Below are 20885 nucleotides of genomic sequence, written 5' to 3'. Positions count from 1 at the left end.
GCCATGGTCGGGATCGCGACCATGCTGCAATGGCGCTTCTCGCCACGCAGCCAGCCGAGCAATGAGCGCATCAGCAGTTCCGTGTCGATCCGATCGCTCTTGGCGCGCCGGTGCTCGCGTGACACCGCGATGCTCGCCGCATGGATAACATAGGCCTCTATGGCATGGGTCTGTAGCCAGCGCGCCAGCCAGAACCCGTCCCGCCCAGCCTCATAGGCGCAGACGATCCGCTTGATCACACGGCCCGCCTTGCGTGCTTCCTCGCGCCAACGCTGCAACAGCTTCAGCAGAGCGGCCGCGTCAGCATCAAGCTTCTTCAGCGGCTGACGCGCCACTCCCGGTATCATTGCCGCGACCAGCCACTTCGACTGGCTCATCTCGATTACTGCGACCAACGTGCTATCCTGCTCGAAGGCGGTGAGGGACCTGCCGGCGTCAAACGATTGCGACATGGGCTGCTCCATTGCGTGATCACGGCGTTCGAGGGGTGTCCACACCCTCACCGCCGCTTACCCCAGTCGCCGCTTACCCCATAGCATCTGGATTCCCCGCGAAAGCTATCGCGGGCAATGACTGCGAGGGTGAGGTTATTCCTTCCGCGCAAATTCCGTCGGCGTGCGTCCCGTCACCTGGCGGAAGGCTGCCGAGAAGGCAGGCACGCTGGCATAGCCGAGCTGCGAGGCGAGCTGCTTGACCGAGACTTCAGCATCGGTCGACAGTCTTTCGATCGCGGCCGCGATGCGGGCGCGCTGGCACCAGCTCTTGAAGCTGAGCTGCGTCTCGGAGGAGAACAGCCGGGACAACGTGCGCGCGGAGGTTCCGACCTCGTGCGCGAGCGTCTCGATCTCGTAGCTCCCGGTCGGATCATCCAGCACGATCAGGGCGGCGCGTCGGCAGCGGGGCTCCCGCGGCAGCGGCACGAAGGTCGCGGAATCCTCGGCCTGGTGCAGTTCCAGCATCACCAGGCGAACCAGCAGCTCCGTGCGCTCGGGCGCATTGCGAGAATCAAAGAGCGCCAGGATCGCCTGGTGCAGGAGCGGCGACACCCGCACCACGAACTCCTTGCCGAGCCCCTTGGCGCGCTGCTCGCGTTTCAGCCAGGGCAGGTCGAAATAGAGGGTGCGCATCTCGATGTCGGCGAGCACGTCGATGGCGTGTTCGAGATGGGCCGGCACCCAGACCGCGCGGTCCGGCGGCACCAGCCAGCGGCCCTTGGGCGTGGTTACCTGCATCGTGCCTTTCGCGGCATAGACGAGCTGCGCCTCGCGGTGCATGTGCGGGTCGAGCCGCAGGCCCTTGGGGTAGTCGCGCGCGACGAGGTGCACGCCGGCGGTCGAGCGGTGATTTCCGTGCACTTCCTTGATTGGCGTTTCGACGACAGTCATTGGCAGCATCCCGTCATGACTCCGACATATAACCCATTTCGGGACAGGAGAGGATTCGCACGTCATGAACAACCCCGGCCGGGTGATCGGTTTCGTCAACGCCGCCCATTTCATCGATCACTATGCGATGCTGATCTTCGCCGCCGCCGTGATCATCATGGGGCCGGCGCTCGGCATGGCCTATTCGGAGCTGCTGCCTTACGCGACACCGGGTTTCATCGCCTTCGGCGCGGGATCGCTGCTGACTGGTTGGCTGGGCGACCGTTGGAGCCGCCGCCACATGATGGTGATCTTCTTCATCGGCATCGGCGTCTCGATGATCTCGGTCGGCTTCGTGCAGACGCAGGTCGAGCTTGGCGCGGCGCTGCTCGCGATCGGCATCTTCGCCTCGATCTACCATCCCGTCGGCACCGCGATGATCGTGTCCTATGCCGACAGGCTCGGCCGCGAGATGGGGCTGAACGGCGTCTGGGGCAATCTCGGCGTTGCATCGTCCGCCTTGGTCACTGGCGTGATCGGGCAATATCTCGGCTGGCGTTTTGCCTTCATCGTTCCAGGCGTCGTCACGATGCTGATCGGCATCGCCTTCGCCATGACAGTCGTGCATGAGGATCGCAAGGGCAGCAAGCAGGCGGCGGCGCAGGCGCGCGTTGCAAAGCAGGACATGTGGCGCGTGGTCCTTGCACTGCTGATCGTCGTGATCGCGATCTCGACGACCTTCAATGCTGTGACGGTGGCGCTGCCAAAGCTGTTCGCCGAACGGCTCGCGGATCTCACCAGGAGCCCGGCGCTGTTGGGGGTGATCGCCGCCTGTGTCTACGTGTTCGGCGCGATGACGCAGTACACGATCGGCCGGCTGCTCGATCATTATTCGCTGAAGACGGTGGCGCTGCCGCTGTCCTTCATGCTGGCGCCGTTCCTGTATCTGGCGGCGAGCCTGTCCAACCTGCCGCTGATCGTGGTCTCGATCGGCATCGTCATGGGCGCGTTCGGGCAGGTCACGGTCAACGACGCCATGGTCGGCAAATACACCACCGAGGAATGGCGCTCGCGCGCCTATGCGGTGCGCTATTTCGTCGGCTTCACCGCGGCCGGCGCCTCTGTCGGCCTGGTCGCCTGGCTTTACGAGCAGGGCGGCTTCGTCACCATGCTGCGGGCCTTCGCCGCGCTCTGCCTGCTCGCCATCGCGGCTGCGATCATCCTGCCGCGCGAGATCAGGACGCCGCAGCCGGCGTGACGGATCATGTCCACCGGAGGCGGGAACTCGCTCCGCCTCCCGCGGGTTCTACCCCTAGTCGCCGGCACCGCGCTGGATCAACCGAAGGGGAAACGATATCTGCATGCAGTGGAGCCTGCTCCGACCGGTCGGCTTCGTTCCCGCGGCGCTTGTCCTCACGACCATTGCGGCCGGCGCCGAGGGCGGCAAATCCACAGGTCCGTCTGAATTTCTCCTGGTGGCGCAGATCGTGGTCCTGATCGCCGTGGGCCGCGGCCTCGGCGAGATCATGCAGCGCGTCGGGCAGCCTTCGGTGATCGGCGAATTGCTTGCCGGCATCCTGCTCGGGCCGTCACTGTTCGGCTGGATCTGGCCCGAGGCGCAGCAGGCGGTGTTTCCGAAGACGCCCGAGCAGAAGGCGATGATCGATGGCATCGCCCAGTTCGGCATCCTGCTTTTGTTGCTGCTGACCGGCATGGAGACCGACCTCAAGCTGGTCAGGAAGATTGGCAAGGCAGCCATCGCGATCTCGATTGCCGGCATCATCGTTCCCTTCGCCTGCGGCTTCGCGCTCGGAGAATTCCTGCCCGATGCGCTCCTGCCCAATCCGCAAGCGCGGCTGGTGGCCTCGCTCTTCATGGGTACGGCGCTGTCGATCTCGTCGGTGAAGATCGTGGCTGTGGTCGTGCGCGAGATGAATTTCATGCGCCGCAATGTCGGCCAGATCATCGTCGCGACCGCAGTCATCGACGACACGATCGGCTGGATCATCATCGCCGTCATCTTCAGCCTCGCATCGCAAGGCACGCTCGATGTCGCTTCCGTCGCCAAGGCCGTGATCGGTACGCTGGCCTTCCTCGCCGTCAGCTTCACCGTCGGCCGGCGGCTGGTGTTCCACCTTATCCGCTGGGCCAACGATACCCTCGTCAGCACCGCGCCGGTCATTACCGTGATCCTGCTGCTGATGGGTACCATGGCGCTGATCACGCATCTCATCGGCGTGCACACCGTGCTCGGCGCCTTCGTCGCCGGCATCCTGGTTGGGGAGTCTCCGATCCTGACCCGGCAGATCGACGAGCGCCTGCGCGGATTGATCTCGAGCTTTTTCATGCCGGTGTTCTTCGGTCTCGCCGGGCTCAGCGCAGATCTCACGGTGCTCCGCGATCCCCATCTCCTGATGCTCACCGGCCTGCTCGTCCTGATCGCGAGTGTCGGCAAGTTCGGCGGCGCCTTCGTCGGCGGGACCATAGGCGGTCTGAGCTACCGGGAATCGCTGGCGCTCGCGAGCGGGATGAACGCGCGCGGCTCGACCGAGGTCATCATCGCGACCATCGGCCTTTCCATCGGCGTGCTCAGCCAGAACTTGTTCACGATGATCGTGACGATGGCGATCGTGACGACAATGGCAATGCCGCCGATGCTGCGCGTGGCACTGTCGAAGCTGCCGATGAGCAGGGAGGAGAAGGAGCGGCTCGAGCGCGAGGAGTTCGAGAAGCGCGGTTTTGTCGCCAATCTCGAGCGGCCCCTGCTGGCCGTCGACGAAAGCGTCAACGCTACCTTTGCCGCCCACATCGCGGGCCTGGTCGCCGGCATGCGTGGCCTGCCGATCACGGTGCTGCAAATTGGCCGACGAGCGAAGGAACAAGAAAAGGGAGTCAGCGAAGGGGAGAGTCACGAAGCCGTGGTGAAGAGAGCCGCCGAAGCTGTCGCCGGCATTGGCGGCGGAGAGGGCGGCCACGTCGACGTCATCACGCGAACCCGGCGGGCGGAGCTGGGCGAAGCGATCGCCGACGAAGCGCGGAAGGGATTTGACCTCCTGGTCGTGGGCGTCGACAAGGTTACCGCGACCAAGGATCGTTTCGACAGGAAGGTCGAGGATGTCGCAGCGGAGTTCGAAGGGCCGCTTGCGATCGTGGCGGCCAAAGGCAAGCACTTGAAGCAACCGATGCCCGACGCATTCAACATTCTCGTTCCGGTCTCCGGCAGCGGCGTCTCCAAGCGCGGCGCGGAAGTTGCGGTCGCTCTGGCGCAGGCGGGATCAGGCTCGCTCCGCGTCGTCTATGTGGCGACGACCCGGGACAAGGGCGCGCAGCGTGGTACGTCCCGCGGACTGACCAAGGAGGAGGGCATCCTCAAGGACACAAGCGATCTCGCCGCTCGTTACGACGTCGACATCACGACGACGTTGCGCGTGAACCGCGCGCCGGAGGCGGCGATCCTCCGTGAGATCGACACCACCGATGTCGATCTCGTGGTCATGGGCGTCGACCGCATCCAGGCCGATCATCTCTCCTTTGGAGGCGTCGCTGATGCGGTGCTCAGGCAGTCGAAGGTTTCGGTGCTCCTGGTGTCGAGCGGCGAGGCACGCCGGACTCCCGCGGAGAAAGCCTAGCACTTCATCTCTGCGCCTTGCAGGTCGCGGTTACCCGCCTTGGTCCACGCTTGGCCACTCACAAGCGGGATACTTTGGGAGCCAAAGCGAAGTGCGAAATTGGCTGGCGCCGACATTTCGTTTTTGTTACATTTTTGTGACATAGGCCACACCTGCTGCTCTGCTCGACTTGATAGGGTTGAGTCCATGATGGCGCATCTCAGGCTACCGATCATCTTCATCGCCCTTGTCGTTGCGACCCAGAGCCTGGCCGCCGAGACCAGGGGTGCGGGCTCCACTTTCGTTTCGCCCGTGATGGCGAAATGGATCGACGCCTACAAGGCAACGACCGGCAATACCGTCAGTTATCAGGCGGTGGGCTCGAGCATTGGCGTCGGCTTGATCAAGAAGGAAGCCGTCGATTTCGGCGCGACCGATATGCCGCTTGACCCGAAAGAGTTGCAGAAGCTCGACATGATGCAATTTCCGATCGTGATCGGGGGCGTCGTCCCGGTTGTCAATATCGAGGGCGTGAAGCCGGGCCAGATTCGCTTCACGGGCCAGATGCTGGCGGACATCTACCTCGGCAGGCTGAGATCATGGGATGATCCAGCCATTCAGGCGGTCAACCCCGATCTGAAGCTGCCGGCCAAGCCGATCACCGTCGTCCATCGCATCGATGGATCCGGGACGACGTTCAACTGGTCGAACTATCTCTCGAAGATCAGCGCGCAATGGAAGGCAAGCGTAGGCGAGGGTACCTCGGTCGAGTGGCCGCTCGGGCTGGGCGGAAAAGGCAATGATGGCGTCGCCTCGCTCGTCAGTCTGGTCCCCGGCTCGATCGGCTACCTTGAATATTCCTACGCGCTGCAGCGGCTCGACAGGATTTCCTTCGGCGTGGTCCAGAACAGCGCCGGCAACTTCGTCAGCCCCAACGCCAAATCATTCCAGGCAGCAGCCTCGAGCGCAGCCTGGACGACGGCGAAAGATTTCTATCTCGTTCTCACCAATGCTCCCGGGGAAGATGCATACCCCATCACGGCCACGACATTCGTGTTGATGCACAAGCAGCCAAAATCGCCGGAGAGGTCGACAACCACCATCGACTTCGTTCGCTGGTCTCTGGAAAGCGGCAAGTCCCAGGCCGAAATGCTCAACTACGTTCCCCTGCCGGCCGCGTTGATCCAGCAGATCGAGTCGTATTGGCAGCAGAGCCTTCAAGCCTCCACGATGTCGGCATCGGCCGCCAGCAAGCAATGACATTTGTGTGTGGCGTTGGTATGCCGATCGCCTAGGGTCTCGCGAACCGTCACATCAAATGAGCGATGGGGAATTGGGTCGCAACGGAACGACGGCTTGGGCTCAATCGCGTCGACATGGCCACATCCTCTCTCTCGTCCGCCATGGACAACACCTGACGTCACCACATTCGTCCGAGAGCCGTCTGCAGGTCATGAGAGCCAGAGGCCCAACAGGGCTGGCTAGGTCGTCCCCACGTGTTGCGACAATGACATCATGCACCTGATTTGCCGCGACGCGTCAAATTGTGTCGGAAAATACGAAAATCTCCGTTCCGTCGCGTCGACAGGGGCACGGCCGCCAGCGTTAACGATGTCTGCATCCTGATAATTCGTCGATACTTCTTAGCGAAGTCTTATGGGGTTCATCCTTAGGTAGCAGGCGACTTCAGTGTCAGGAGTAACCACAATGTCGTTCGGCAAGCGTCAATCCGGAGTTGGTGCCGGTGCACAAGCTCTTAACGTCGACATGGCTGCTGCACGAAGCTCGGCCGGCACCGACGCGGCTCAGGCGACAGGCGGCCCGCTTCGCTGGCTCATCCTGTTTCTCGCTTGTTGCGGGGGGCTTTACGGGCTGTTTGTCAGCTATGGTCCGGACATCGTGCGCGACCATCGCCTGGCCGGAACCTGGCAGCCAGCGTATGACTTGCAGGCTATGGAGGGTAAGTGCAAGCGAACAAACTTCGTGATCACCTTCTGCACGGCCAAGATCAAATCTGTCGCCAAGCCTGATCAAGCGCCGATCGATGTTGGTTTCTACATGCTCTTCTCAGGCGGTGGCGGGGAGGCGCTCGTGCCGGTGCGCTCAACGACCGACCGCACGGCGGTCTCGATCTTCTACGCCGCGGAAGCAAAGCTCTGGAACCGTACGCTGTCGTTTGTTGTCTCGGCGGGCATATTGGCTCTGATGGCCTTCGTCGCGCTCTCGCTTCTCGGGAAAGCGGTCAGGTCATGATGACCGACGTCTGACCGCGAGCGTCACCTCGCCGATCATTTCGAAAGCACCGTTCATTGTATCCGTAAGGTTTCTGAAGAACATCCCGGATTCATCCACTCCCTTTGCAGATCGAGTGCGTAGGCCGTGTCATTGCTCAAAGTTCTTGGCGCCATCTGCGGCATTTTGCTGTTTTGGGGCTATTTCCAATTGCCTTCCGGCTCCGGCGACGTGGCGTCTCGACAGACCCTGTCCATCAGCGAGGAGACGGACCGCGTCCTGCTCGGCTGGAGCGGGCCGGTGCAGGAGCCGATGAGCGAGCGTGTCGCTGCGGCCCTTGATCGTTACAAGGCCGATCGACGCCGGCTCGTGCTCGTCCTCAACTCGCCGGGCGGCTCGATCGAGCATGGACGCAAAGTCGTCGCCGCGATCCGCGCCCGCGATCGTGCGATCGATACGCTCGTCCAGAAAGCCGGCGTCTGTGCCTCGATGTGCGTTCCGATTTTTCTCGCTGGCGCCAGCCGGATGGCCGATCCCGAAGCCTACTTCATGTTTCACCAGGCCAGCTTACAGAGCAGTGCCAGGGAAAGCATGAAGCAACGGGAGTTCGGCAGCGTCGAGAATGCTTTCTTCTCGGAAATGGTCAAGTCGATCGAGACGCATGCCACCGACGAGTTCTTCCGTAACGACATCGGCATCCGCGGCGTTAGCGAGGTCTGGCTTGCCATGATGCGTAAGAAGATCTCGGGCAGCGATATCTGGATGAGCGGTCAACAGCTCGTAGATGAGGGCTCTGGCATCGTCGATAGCCTTGTTCGCACGCCCGCTCGTTAGCAGACATCAGCCAACTGCACCAAGTCTGAGGGCACGTACCAGGGCACAGGATCAGCTCGGCCGCCCGGTATCCGTCCTAACGCAGGCGTTGCGATCATGACTGTATGCACCTGATTTGCCCGACGCGTCAAGTTATTTCGTAAAATACGAAATTTTCGTGCCGGCGTCGTCAGCTACTTTGCATGGGGTTGTTTTCGACATTTTTGCTCCTCCCTCGTCGGAGAGAGGGGAGCGCCTAGGATTTCGCCTCGACGGCCGGCTTCGCCACCGGCGCTGTCTTCTTCGACGCACGCCAGTTCTCGAAACGCTGCACCACCACGAAGAAGGCAGGCACGAACAACACGGCGAGGCAGGTCGAGGCGAGCATCCCTGAGAACACGGTGATGCCGATCGACTTGCGGGCGCTGGCGCCGGCGCCGGTTGCGAGCACCAGCGGCACGACGCCGAGGATGAAGGCGAACGACGTCATCAGGATCGGCCGGAAGCGGGCGCGTGCCGCTTCGATCGCGGACTCCAGCAACGGTTTGCCGTCGCGGACGTGCAACTCCAGCCCGACCTCGACGATCAGGATGGCGTTCTTGGCCGACAGCGCGATGAGGAGGATCAGGCCGATCTGGCAATAGAGGTTGTTGTCGATGTTGAGGCCATTGAGCACCAGCATCGGCCCGATCAGCGACAGCGGCACCGCGAGGATCACCGAGATCGGTGCGTACCAGCTTTCGTACTGGCCTGCGAGCACGAGATAGACCAGCAGCATGGCGAGGCCGAACACCCAGTAGATCTGGTTGGAGACGGCCTTCTCCTGATAGGACATCGCGGTCCATTCGAAGCCGGTGCCGGGCGGCAGCGTCTTGTCCGCGATCTCCTCCATCAATTGCAGGGATTCGCCGGACGAGTACCCCTGCGCCGGCAGGCCGACGATGGTCGAGGAGGGATAGAGATTGTAGAGGCTGATCAGCGACGGACCCGTGGCCGGCGTGATCGTGGCGACGGTGCCGATCGGGATCATGTCGCCGTTCGAGTTGCGAACCTGCATGTTGGCGATGTCGCGCTCGGTGACGCGGAACGCCGGATCGGCCTGGGTATAGACCTGGAACACGCGGCCGAACTTGTTGAACTGGTTGACGTAGGATGAGCCGAGATAGGTCGACAGCGCCGAGAATACCTGGTCCGTCGTCACATGCAGCGTCTGGGTCTTGATGCGGTCGATCTCGACGTTGAATTGCGGCACCGACGAGCGGAACGAGGACGAGACGCGCTGGAGCGCACTCTGGCTCTGGGCGTTAGAGACCATCGCGCTCGTGATCGCCTGGAGCTTTGCGAAATCGCTGTTGCCGTCGCGCAGCTCGACCTGCATCGAGAAGCCGGCGGCGTTGCCGATGCCCTGAATCGGCGGCGGCGGCAGCACCAGCGTGCGTGCCTCCATGATGGTCGCGACCCTGTCGTTCAGGCCGTACACCAGCGAACGCAGATCCTCGCCTTTGCCCCGCGCATCCCAGTCCTTCAGGATGATGTAGGCGACGCCGGCATTCGCGAGGCTCGCGCTGTTGTCGAGCGCGGAAATGCCGGCAATGGTGATGACCTGCTGGACGCCCGGCGTGTCCTTGATAAGCTCGCTGGCCTTGTCGAGCACCTTCTGGGTTCGCTCGAGAGAAGCGCCGTCGGGTAGCTGCACGGCGGCGATCAGATAGCCCTGGTCCTCGATCGGCAGGAAGCCGGTCGGCACCCGTGAGAGGCCGTAGCCGCCGATCGCGATCAGGACCAATGCAATCGCGACCGAGACCGTGGCGTTCCTGACGAGGGCGCCGATCAGCCGCGTATAACCCCGCTCGACGCGGTTATAGACGGCGTTGAAGCCGCGGTAGAAGAAGTTGCGCTGCTCCGGCGGCACGGTCGGCCGCAGCCACAGCGCGCACTGCGTCGGCTTCAGCGTCGCCGCGTTGATGGCGCTGAGCAGCGCGGTCGCGGCGATCACCAGCGCGAATTGCGAATAGATGCGACCCGTGAGTCCTGCGAGGAACGAGGCCGGCAGGAACACCGAGATCAGCACAAGAGTAATTCCGACGATCGGCGCGAACAGCTGGTCCATCGCCCGGATCGCGGCGTCGTGACCGTTCATGCCCTGCTCGATGTTGTGGGCGGCGCCTTCCACAACGACGATGGCGTCGTCGACCACGATGCCGATCGCGAGCACGATCGCAAACAGCGTCGACATGTTGATGGTGAAGCCGAGCGCGGCCATGGCGGCGAACGCGCCAATGATGGTCACCGGCACCGTCGTCGCCGGCACCAGCATCGCGCGCCAATCCTGCAGGAACACCAGGATCACGACCAGGACCAGGAGACCCGCCTCGATCAGGGTCATGTAGACCTCATGCACCGAGGCCTGCACGAATTTGGTGGTGTCGAACGGCGTGTCGTATTTGATGCCTTCCGGAAATCGCTTGGCGAGTTCCGCCATCTTCTTTTCGACGGCCTGCTCGACCTGCAGCGCATTGGCGCCGGGCGACTGGAACACGCCGATGCCGGTGGCGGGCTGCTTGTTGAGCGAGAATATCTGGCTGTAGGTCTGCGCGCCCAGCTCGACCCAGCCGACGTCGCGCACGCGCGTGACGTCGCCGCTGGTGCCGGTCTTGACGATGATGTTCTCGAACTGCGTGGTGTCGTCGAGGCGTCCGTTGACGTTGAGAGTGTACTGGAACGCCTGACCCGGCGGCGTCGGCGGCGCGCCGACCTGGCCGGCCGACACCTGTTGGCTCTGCTGCTGGATCGCGTTGATGACGTCCTGCGGCACCAGATCGCGGGCCAGCAGCTTGTTGGGATCCAGCCACACCCGCATCGAATACTGGCCGGCGCCGAATACCGTGACGTTGCCAACGCCGGGCAGGCGCGAGAGCTCGTCGCGGATGTTGATGGTGGCGTAGTTGCTCAAATAAAGGCTGTCGAACCTGGAGTCCGGCGAGGTCAGCGTTACGAACAGCAGGATCGAGGTCGACCGTTTCTGCACGGTCACGCCCTGGTTCTGCACCGATTGCGGGAGTTGCGACAAAGCGCTGGAGACGCGGTTCTGCACCAGCACTTGCGCGAAGTTGAGGTCGGTGCCGATCTTGAAGGTCACGGTCAACGTGTAGGTGCCGTCGGAGCCGCTGTAGGACTGCATATAGAGCATGTCCTCGACACCGTTGACCTGCTGCTCGATCGGCAGCGCGACCGTGTCGATCACGGTTTTCGCGCTGGCGCCGGGATAGCGCGTGGTGACCTGCACCGTGGGCGGTACCACGTCCGGATATTGCGCGATTGCGAGGTTGAACAGAGCGACGCCGCCGATCAGGATCATCAGAAGCGCGATGACGTTCGAGAGGACCGGCCGCTCGATGAAGAATTTTGAGATCATGGCCGGCAGCTCCTACTTGGCAGACGCCTGTGGCTGCTCGATCTTCGTCAGCTGCGGATCGATCTTCTGGCCCGGGATCACCCGCAACAAGCCTGCGATCACGACACGGTCGTCCGGCTTCAGGCCGTTCTCGATCACGCGCAGGCCGTTGTCGACCTGACCAATTTGCACCTTGCGCTGCTCGACCGTGTTCTCGTTGTTGACCACCAGCAGATAGCGGCCGCCCTGGTCGCTGCCAAGGGCTGTGTCGGGGACAAGAAGCGCATTCTTGTCCTGGTCGAAGGGCACGCGGACGCGGACGAAATAGCCGGGCAGCAAAACCCGCTTGTCATTGGGAATGAGGCCGCGCACCGCGAGCGTGCCGGTCGACGAGTTGAGGGTGGGCGAGACATAATCGAGGTGGCCCTCATGCGGATAGCCGGTCTCGGTTTGCAGGCCGACCTCGACCGGCAACTGCTTGAGGTCGGCGACGGTCATTCCGCGGCGGGCTGCTTCGGCGCGGATGCGTAGGACGTCCTGCTCATTGACCGTGAAGTTCACCCAGATCGGGTCCAGCGCGACAATGGTCGCGAGCTGCGTCGGGGAGGAGACGCCGACGAGCTCGCCGATCGAGACCAGGTGCGCGCTGACGATGCCGTCGAAAGGCGCCGAGACCTTTGTGTAGCCGTAATTGACCTCGGCGAGCCTCGTGTTGACCTGGGCCTGCTGGAGACTGGCTTGGGCGTTGTCACGGGTGGATGTCGACGTGTCGAGGGTCGATTGTGAGACCGCCTGGCGCTGCACGAGCTCGGTCTGCCGCTTGAAGTCGGCTTCGGCCTGCTTGAGCGTGGCCTGCGCGCCGACCTCGGCGGCCTGCGCCTGTTCGACCTTCAGCTTGTAGGTTTCCGGCTCGATCGTGAAGAGCTGGGTGCCCTGTTTCACGAAGGTGCCGTCCTGATAGTCGATCGTTTGCAAAAAGCCCTGCACGCGGGCCACGAGATCTACGCTCTTGATCGGCGCAGTGTTGCCGGTGGCCTCGACATAGCGCGTCACTGCGCGCTGCACGGGCACTGCGACATCCACCTTGGGCGGCGGCGGCGGCGCGTAGACGTTCTTCTGATCGCACCCCGCAAGTGCGACGACGACGGTCATTGCGGCGAGGAGCCGCCCGATCTGTCCAGGCTGTTGATCGTGCCGTGCGGGACAAGCGAGATTCGCGCGCGTCATTGCGGTGTTCCCCGTCTGTTGTATGCCTGCGGCAGGCCGCCTCGCGATTTGATAGCAACAAACGGGGGGCCGTGGAACACCATAGCCATGGCGGCGCGATGGTCTTGCACTGCGAAGAGCGGCGCGGCATGTGACAGTTTTGTCTGTGATTACGGCAAATCCGCTTTTCACCGGGCGCACGATCGATCACAATTTCGACGGGGTACGGATGACGGACGAGCGGACGGGGAGACACATGACATGCCAATCTCGATCTGGCCGGCCTGCGCCGGTCTCGCGCTCGCGGCGATGATGGCGGTGCCGGCGATGGCGGAGGATCTCAGGGCTGAAATTGCGCCGAGCGGCAAATTGCGCGTCGCCATCGCGATCAGCCCGGCCGGCGGCGCGTTCTGGTCGACCAGGACTGAAGCAGGCTTCGCCGGCGTGCCCGTCGACCTCGGCAAGGCGATGGCGGGCGAGCTCGGCGTGTCAGTCGAATATGTGGTGCACAACAATTCCGGACAGATCACCGACACGGCCGCGAGGGGGAGCTGGGATGTCACGTTCCTGCCGAAGGATCCCGAACGTGAGACCAAGATGGCGTTCGGGCCGATCTACGAGGTCGCCGACGCCACATACATCGTCAAGCCGGGATCGGGCGTGACCAATTTTGCGACGCTCGACCAGCCCGGCATCAAGGTTGCCGCCGTCAACGCCACGACCACGATGCGCGGCGCCGTCGCGCATCTAAAGGCTGCGAAGGTGACGGGCTATCAGACCTATGACGAAATTTTCGAACTCCTGAAGAACGGTGAGATCGACGCCTTCGCGCTGTCGCGCGACCAGCTCAACAAGATGGCGCAAAAGATTCCCGGCACGCGCGTGCTGGACGAGACCTTCAAGAAGACGGTCACTGCGGTCGCCGTGCCACTCGGCCATTCGCAGGCGCTGGCGTTCGTCACCAAGTTCATGACCGATGCGCTCGTCAATGGCACCTTGCGCAGAGCCTATGACGCCAACGGCCTGAAGGACGCGCCGATCCGGACGGAATAGGGCGTCCCTTCGTCGAAACGAGCGCGCTGAGGATCTCGGCCAAACACGCCGCCCAAAAAAAACGCAGCCTCGCGAAGGCCGCGTGATGCGGTCTGCGTCAAACCGACACAGACCTGTCATTCACGGCGGTTAGTTTGCCGCGCGTCGATGTCATAATTTTTGATCTTGGGGCAATAAGATGAAAAACAAACTTCTCGGCACGACCGCGATTCTCGCGGTCGCGATGGCGCTCGTGTGCGGCGCACCGGTGTTCGGTCAGGACGACTTCGATCGCGATCAACGCCACCACCACACCGAGACGCCGATCAAGCATCTCGTGGTCATCTTCAACGAGAACCGCTCGTTCGACAATTATTTCGCAACGTATCCGAATGCGACCAACCCGTCGGGCTCGATTCCTTTCGTTGCCAAGCCGCATACGCCGAAGGTGAACAACCTCGCCAACGCCAACTTGCTGACAAGCAATCCGAACAACAACGCGGCCAACGGCGCCGGCGCGACGAATCCTTTCCGTCTTGACCGCACGCAGGCCAACACTCAGTCGCAGAACCATGCCTACACGCCGGAGCAGCAGGCCTATGACAACGGCAAGGCTGATCTGTTCCCGAAATATACCGGTCGCGGCACAGCCGGCGGCGTCGGTGCTTTCGGCACCACCGGCCAGGTGATGGGCTATTTCGACGGCAACACCGTCACCGCGTTCTGGAATTACGCGCAGCACTTCGCGATGAACGACAATGCCTACACCGACACCTATGGTCCGTCGACGGTGGGCGCGTTGAACGTGATTTCGGGCCAGACCAATGGCGCAGTGGCGGTGCTCGGCAATAATCCCACGCAAATCATCGCAGACGGCCAGGGTGGCCTCACGGTGATCGGCGACCCCGGTCCCGCCTATGATCCTTGCAGCACGCCGGGCTACACGACGCAGGTCACGATGACCGGCAAGAACATTGGTGATCTGCTCAACGATGCCGGCATCAGCTGGGGTTCGTTCATGGGCGGCTTCGATCTTTCCGTGACCAACTCGAACGGCACCACCGGCTGCGCACGCAGCTCGTTTTCGACCGTCGTCGGCGCCGCCAAGGCGGACTATGTTCCGCATCACGCCTGGTTTCAGTTCTACAAGTCGACCGCGAATTCGACCCATGCGCGGCCGAGCTCGGTCCATGCGATCGGCCACACCTACGAGAAGGACGGCAAGACCCTCGATCCCGCCAATCACGGCTACGACCTCGAGGATTTTTACGCGGCGGTGAAGGCAGGCAATCTCCCAGCGGTCTCCTACGTCAAACTGCCTGCCTATCAGGATGGCCATGCTGGCTATTCCGATCCCCTCGACGAGCAGCAGGGAACGGTCGAGCTGATTAACTTCCTCCAGAAGCAGCCCGAGTGGCGCGAGACGGCTGTCATCATCACCTATGACGACTCGGACGGCTGGTATGACCACGCTTACGCCACGCCTACGAGCGCCTCCTACGACACGACCGCCGATCAGCTTAACGGTTCCGGCCAGTGCGGCCTCGGCACCGCCAAGCAGCCGCAACAGAACGGTGTCAGCGGCAAGCCCGTCAACGGCCGTTGCGGTCCCGCCACCCGCGTGCCCTTCGTCGTGATCTCGCCCTACGCCAAGACCAACTTCGTCAGCCACACCGCCATCTCACAGGCTTCGGTGGTGCGCTTCATCGAAGACAACTGGCTGCACGGCAAGCGCCTCGGCGGCGGCTCGTTCGATGCAACGGCCGGTTCGATCATGGATCTGTTCGATTTCCATCAGGACCATGGCCACGATCTCAGGATCGACGCGCTGTTCCTCGACCCGACCTCTGGCACGGTCGTGGTCAGCCCCCCGGACGAGCACCATCACCACTAGGATTATTGGACGTCATATGAACAGCCGCATCGTGTGGCTCCTCGGCGCCGGCCTGCTTTGCATGGCCGGCGCCGTCGTTGCGGCGGAGACGCAAGAGCGTCCGGGCATGAATCCGAATCCGGTTCGCTTCATGCGTCCGCCCGTCGCGCCGCTCTCTGCGATGGCGCAGCTTGGGCGCGAGATCTTCTACGACGCCTCGCTCTCCTCGTCCGGCGCGCTGTCCTGCGCATCGTGCCACAGCCCGGACCACGCCTACGGTCCGCCGAACGACGGGCCGGTGATGCTCGGCGGCCGGACGGTGTCGCAGCAAGGTGCGCGCGCCGTTCCCTCGCTGACTTATCTCGAGCGACAACCGAATTTCAGCATCGGCCCCGACAAGGGCGACGACGACAACGTGATTGATCTCGCGCAGATGGCCGCGCTCGGCCAGCAGGCCGCGCGCGCGACGAAAGTCGCCGGGGGCGCCGGATCCGCTGCCAACATCGTGCCGCAAGGAGGTCTGTTCTGGGACGGCCGCGCCGACACGCTCCAGGAGCAGGCGCTCGGTCCGCTGCTCGATCCCAACGAGATGGACGGCGGTAGCATCGAGGTGGTGGCGGACAAGTTGCGCCACGCGGCTTACGTCCCGCGTTTCACCGAGCTGTTCGGCGCCGGCGTGCTCGAAAACCAGCGGCTGCTGGTCGCGGAGGCGATGTTTGCCGTTGCACGCTATCAGGTGGAAGAGCCGAGCTTCCATCCCTATACGAGCAAGTACGACTACTGGCTGGAGGGCAAGGCGCGGCTTTCCGAAAGTGAGCTGCGCGGCCTCAAATTGTTCAACGATCCCGAGAAGGCCAATTGTGCCGGCTGCCACACCTCCGCGCCGACCCGCGATGGCCTGCCGCCGCTTTTCACGGACCATCAATACGAAGCGCTCGGCGCGCCGCGCAATGCCGCGCTCGCGCGCAACCGCGATCCCGATCATTTCGATCTCGGGGTCTGCGGCCCGTATCGCACCGACATCGCCGAGCAGACGCAATATTGCGGCATGTTCCTGACGCCGACTTTGCGCAACACGGCAATACGCCGCGCCTTCTTCCACAACGGCGTCTTCCGCACGCTCGAAGAGGTGATGGACTTCTACAATTTCCGCGACACCAATCCGGAAAAAGTGTTTCCGCGCGGAGCCGACGGGATCGTGCTGAAATACGACGACCTGCCGGCGAAATATCACGCCAATGTCGACGTCAGCGATCCGCCGTTCGACCGCCACCTCGGCGACACGCCGGCGATGACGGCGCAGGACGAAGCTGACATCATCGCCTTCCTGAAGACGCTGACGGACGGCTATCAGCCGGAGCGCTGAGCTCGGGGCCTCACGGCGCGACGGGACCTGCGACGGCGATGGCGTGCGGTTGCTCGCGCCGCAAGCGGCGGCCGTTCAGCACCGTGCCGATGAAGGTGTAACGCACCATCCATTGGTAGCTCGCCAGCATCACGGGAATGGCGACCACGAGAATGGCTGCGAATTTGAACGGCCATGCCCAATCGAGCTGGGAGACCACGACCTGGAGCGCCATGACGATCGGCATGTGGATGAGATAGAGCCAATAGGAGGCATCGGCGAGATAGCGTCGGGCCGGGCTGAAGCCGGACAGAAACCGCAGCGCAAGCCCGATGATAGCAAAAGTCGTCGTCCAGATCGCAGGCGCGTAACAGATGGCGCTGGCGAGCCTGATCGTTCCGACGCTGACCGGCAAGGCCCGCGCAGCCGGAGAAGACAGCACAAGCGTCAGGACGAAGCTGATAGCAATCAGAATGACGGCGGCGACGAGATTGGAGAGCCAGCGCGTCCTCAAGGTGCCGAGCAGATCGATCTGGCGATGCAGGAGCCAGCCGAAGCCGAACGCGACGCCGTAGCTGATCAACGCCTGCGCGTTGGTCAGGAAAGACTGATCCGGCGTGCGGACGCCGAACCAGCCGATCCATTTCGGATCGAGGCTGAGAGCGACGCCGATCGGCAGGGCGAGAAGCAGAGGCGCCAACCGGCTTCCCATGAGGTGGGCGATCAGCCGGTCGACGCCGGCGCGAAACCGGCCGGTCCGGTCCAGCCGGACAATGCCGCCGCGTAGCAGCAGCGTGGCGGCATAGAGTTCCAGCAGCACGTAGAGAAACCAGAAATGGGCGAGGGGAAATTTGGGCAGCGCCGGAGGCCAGGGACTGCCCGACACCGGTCCACCATGCGGGAAGGCGCTGGCCCAGATCGTGACGGCTGCCATCGCTGCGAAAATAATCGGCCAGCCGACGAGGAGCGGAAGTCCTATCCGGTGCAGCCGATCGGCAATGAAGTCGCGCGGCCCGCGGCGATGGAAGCTCATATGGGCGAAAAAGCCCGCCATGACGAAGAAAGTCGTCATCCGGAACACGTGGATGACGAAGAACAGCAGCGCCAATGTCGTGCTGGGCTGGGTGTCCTGGATCACCCAGAACCGTGTCGGCGCCGGGACGAACGAGAGCGTTGCGTGCAGGACGATGCCGAGCAGGAGCGCAAAGCCCCTGACGGCATCGAGGGCGTGGAGACGTTCCGCAGCGGAAGTGGTCGGGCTGGACATGAAGGCCTCGGGGATAGGAGGGACGACGTCAGTGAGCCTGCCGGACGGCGAGGATCCGCTCTCGCCCGATCCACAATTCGGCTAGCCGAATCCTTGGGACGATTGGCCGATTTTGCGATTCGTCTCGCTTTCGACCTCCGGCGGCTGCGCGCGCGCCAGGGCGTCGCGCCGGAATTCGGTGGGCGTCATGCCGGTTGCGACCTTGAAGGCGCGATTGAAAGGACCTATCGACTGGAAGCCGGCGTCCATGGCGATGGTGAGGACCGGGACGTCGCGCTGGCTTGCCTCCGACAGCGCCGCCTTGGCCTCCTCGATCCGGTAGCTGTTGAGGAAGGCGTTGAAGTTGCGATGGCCCAGCCCCTCGTTGATCGCTTCCCGGAGTCGGTATTCGGGCAGATCGAGCATCGCCGCCAGCCGGCCGATCGAGAGCCCTTCCTGCCGGTAGACCCGCTCGACGGTCATCAGGCTGTCGAGACGGCGCAGCAGCGCCGGGGCGATCGATGCGCGATCACCCCCGTTCGGGGTGGCCGCGGCCTCGCTGTCAGCATTGGACGAGGCGATTGCCGCGGTCGCATCACGCGGAGTCGCGGTGATCTGGGCACTGAACAGACCGAAACCTCCGAGCATCGCCAGCATGAACAAGCCGGCCGCTGTGGCAAGACTGCCGGATATGCCGGCGCCGGTGACGGGCGGAGGCGGCAGGCCTGATGCGGCGATGAGGACGACGAAGACGAGGTTGATGACCAGTGCCACGGTGCGCAACCGGCGCCGCTGGGCAACCAGGTCGGCACGCCAGGTCCTCACCATGTGAACGGCGGCGGACAGCATCAGCAGGACGACGACCACGGCCAGCACATCGGCGCCGCGGTGCGCGATCGCCGGATAGCTCGTCCAGGCGAGGCTGACCGCGAAGCTGAACCCGACCATGACAAGCCACATTGCAGCATGCCAGGGCAGGGGGACGAAATCGTCCTCGAACGTGATCCGGGCCCACAGCCAGATTACGACGGGTTGCCCGGACAGGATCGACAGGGTCCACCAGAGCGAGGATTTCGGGATGAACGGTGCGGTCGCGATCGCGAAGGCCGCGCCTCCGGCCGACATCGCGATGCCAAGCACTATGTGCTTGTTGACGGGCCGAAGCCGCAGCAGCACGAGCACCATCAGGAGAAACACGCCGCTTGCCGCGCCGCGGAGCCCGAGATCAAGCGCCGTGAAACCCATCATGGTCACAATTCAGATTATCCCGTTCGATGCTTCCAATCTCGCATCAGCCGTAGGCCGGGACAATCCAAAATTGCGGACGGCGGTCGGGCTTTCCCGGCCGCCAAGTAAAGCTGTAGCCAAGCCTACAGGGCGTGTTTTGAACTCTCCGGCGCCAGGAGGATGCCGATGAAGGCGCAGGCCGCGATCGCTTCGAAATAGAGAATGACGGGCGTGAAGCTGCCGCCCGCTCCTCCCATCAGTGCGGTGCCGACCAGCGGCGCGATGCCGCCGCCGAGGATGATGCCGAGCTGCTTGCCGAGCGAGGAACCGCTGACGCGGACCTCGGTCGGAAACAGTTCTGCCGTGAAGGCTGCTTCAGGTGCGAACATCAGCGCGTGGATGATGCCGATGGAGACGACGAGGCCCATGATGAGCAGCGTCGGATCCTTGGTCGCGACGAGCTGGAAGTAGATCGGGTACCACGCCGCGGCGAGCAGGATGCCAACCGCCATGAACGGGCGCCGGCCGAACCGGTCCGAAAAGCTCGCGATCAGCGGCACCATGCACATCTCCAGCACGTTGGCGACCATGGTGCCGAACGTGACGTTGGACTGCGCCATGCCGAGCGTCTTCACGGCATAGCCGAGCACGAACACCGTGCTCATGTACTGGAACGTGCTGTGCACCATGTTGGCGAGACAGCCGAACATGACGGACTTCTTCCACGACCGCACCACGTCGAGCAGCGGCGCCTTCGGCCGCGCGGCCGATGCCTCGACCGCCCTAAACAGCGTGGACTCGTCGACCTGGAGGCGGATGTAAGTGCCGAGCACGACCAGCACGAGGCTCAGCACGAAGGGCACGCGCCAGACCCATTGCGCAAAATCCTGCGGGGTCGAGACGAAGCCGAGCAGTGCGATGAAGCCGGACGCCAGGATCACGCCGATCGGGCCGGAGGCGTTGACAAAGGAGGCGAAGAAGCCGCGCCGTGCCGAGGGCGCATTCTCCAGCGTCAGCGAGACCGCGTTCATGTATTCGCCGCCGAAGGCGAAGCCCTGCACGAAGCGCAAGACGACGAGCGCGATCGGTGCCAAGAGCCCGATCGCGTCATAGCTCGGCAGGCAGCCAATCAAGAAGCTCGCGACGCCCATCAGCACGAAGGTAATCGTCAGCATCGCCTTGCGGCCGAGCCGGTCGCCGTAATGACCGAACACCATGCCGCCGAGCGGGCGCGCGACGAAGCCGACCGCGAATGTCGCGTAGACCGCCAGCATGCTCGCGGTCGAATCCATCTTCGGGAAGAAGAAGCGGTCGAACACCACGGGGGCGGTGAAGGCGTAGATGAAGAAGTCGTAGTGCTCGATCACCGATCCGAGCGAGGACGCCACGACGAGCTTGCGATACGCGGGCGTGACCGGTGCCGTGTCGGTCCGGCCCGTTCCTCCGACCATGACATCTGCGCTGTTACTCATGATGTTCCCCCTGTTTTGTCTTGTTGTGTGTTTTGACGTCAGAAGTGCGCTGGCGCGCGGGCGAAGCCGCCTG

Annotated in this window: 14 protein-coding genes and 1 pseudogene; 8 read left to right on the top strand and 7 right to left on the bottom strand. The window is 63.3% G+C overall.

The window, feature by feature from the left end; translation table 11 throughout:
• Positions 1-452 (bottom strand): annotated as a pseudogene (locus tag SO139_RS13725) (IS110 family RNA-guided transposase); the annotation flags it as partial.
• A gap of 135 nt (positions 453-587) precedes the next feature.
• On the bottom strand, positions 588-1385 hold the full coding sequence (locus tag SO139_RS13720; RefSeq protein ID WP_449383135.1) for an AraC family transcriptional regulator: 798 nt from the start codon (positions 1383-1385) through the stop codon (positions 588-590).
• Positions 1386-1449: 64 nt separating this feature from the next.
• On the opposite strand from SO139_RS13720, the gene SO139_RS13715 reads away from it, so the two are divergent.
• The 5 genes from SO139_RS13715 (at position 1450) to SO139_RS13695 (ending at position 8038) form a co-directional block, all read left to right on the top strand.
• Entirely contained in the window at positions 1450-2622 is a 1173-nt protein-coding gene (locus SO139_RS13715) for an MFS transporter (RefSeq protein ID WP_449383134.1), read from the top strand.
• 103 nt (positions 2623-2725) lie between these two features.
• Entirely contained in the window at positions 2726-4993 is a 2268-nt protein-coding gene (locus tag SO139_RS13710; protein ID WP_449383133.1) for a cation:proton antiporter domain-containing protein, read from the top strand.
• A gap of 186 nt (positions 4994-5179) precedes the next feature.
• Positions 5180-6232, top strand: a complete 1053-nt coding sequence (gene pstS / locus SO139_RS13705; protein ID WP_449383132.1) for a phosphate ABC transporter substrate-binding protein PstS — start codon at positions 5180-5182, stop codon at positions 6230-6232.
• A gap of 447 nt (positions 6233-6679) precedes the next feature.
• Complete coding sequence (locus SO139_RS13700) at positions 6680-7225, top strand: hypothetical protein (protein WP_449383131.1); 546 nt, start codon at positions 6680-6682, stop codon at positions 7223-7225.
• A gap of 126 nt (positions 7226-7351) precedes the next feature.
• Positions 7352-8038 (top strand): ATP-dependent Clp protease proteolytic subunit, encoded by a 687-nt coding sequence (locus SO139_RS13695; protein WP_449383130.1) that lies wholly within the window; start codon positions 7352-7354, stop codon positions 8036-8038.
• 235 nt (positions 8039-8273) lie between these two features.
• Here the strand turns inward: SO139_RS13695 and SO139_RS13690 are convergent, their stop codons facing one another.
• Both SO139_RS13690 and SO139_RS13685 read right to left on the bottom strand, forming a co-directional pair.
• On the bottom strand, positions 8274-11432 hold the full coding sequence (locus SO139_RS13690; protein WP_449383129.1) for an efflux RND transporter permease subunit: 3159 nt from the start codon (positions 11430-11432) through the stop codon (positions 8274-8276).
• A 12-nt stretch (positions 11433-11444) separates the two neighbouring features.
• Complete coding sequence (locus tag SO139_RS13685; RefSeq protein ID WP_449383128.1) at positions 11445-12638, bottom strand: efflux RND transporter periplasmic adaptor subunit; 1194 nt, start codon at positions 12636-12638, stop codon at positions 11445-11447.
• A gap of 240 nt (positions 12639-12878) precedes the next feature.
• Between SO139_RS13685 and SO139_RS13680 the strand changes: the two genes are divergently transcribed.
• The 3 genes from SO139_RS13680 (at position 12879) to SO139_RS13670 (ending at position 16888) form a co-directional block, all read left to right on the top strand.
• Complete coding sequence (locus SO139_RS13680; protein WP_449383127.1) at positions 12879-13670, top strand: transporter substrate-binding domain-containing protein; 792 nt, start codon at positions 12879-12881, stop codon at positions 13668-13670.
• 178 nt (positions 13671-13848) lie between these two features.
• Complete coding sequence (locus tag SO139_RS13675; protein ID WP_449383126.1) at positions 13849-15543, top strand: phospholipase C; 1695 nt, start codon at positions 13849-13851, stop codon at positions 15541-15543.
• 16 nt (positions 15544-15559) lie between these two features.
• On the top strand, positions 15560-16888 hold the full coding sequence (locus SO139_RS13670; RefSeq protein WP_449383125.1) for a cytochrome-c peroxidase: 1329 nt from the start codon (positions 15560-15562) through the stop codon (positions 16886-16888).
• Between the two features lie 10 nt (positions 16889-16898).
• Here SO139_RS13670 and SO139_RS13665 read toward each other — a convergent pair whose 3' ends face one another.
• From SO139_RS13665 to SO139_RS13655, 3 genes are all read right to left on the bottom strand, one after another.
• Entirely contained in the window at positions 16899-18134 is a 1236-nt protein-coding gene (locus SO139_RS13665; RefSeq protein WP_449383124.1) for an acyltransferase family protein, read from the bottom strand.
• A gap of 81 nt (positions 18135-18215) precedes the next feature.
• Positions 18216-19361, bottom strand: a complete 1146-nt coding sequence (locus tag SO139_RS13660; protein WP_449383123.1) for a helix-turn-helix domain-containing protein — start codon at positions 19359-19361, stop codon at positions 18216-18218.
• 122 nt (positions 19362-19483) lie between these two features.
• Positions 19484-20812, bottom strand: coding sequence for an MFS transporter (locus SO139_RS13655; protein WP_449383122.1), 1329 nt, complete (start codon positions 20810-20812; stop codon positions 19484-19486).
• Between the last annotated feature and the right edge of the window lie 73 nt (positions 20813-20885).

The sequence above is a fragment of the Bradyrhizobium sp. UFLA05-89 genome (genome assembly GCF_059803475.1).
The sequence above is the reverse complement of the archived record's forward strand: the minus strand, read 5'-3'. Positions and strand labels throughout refer to the sequence as shown.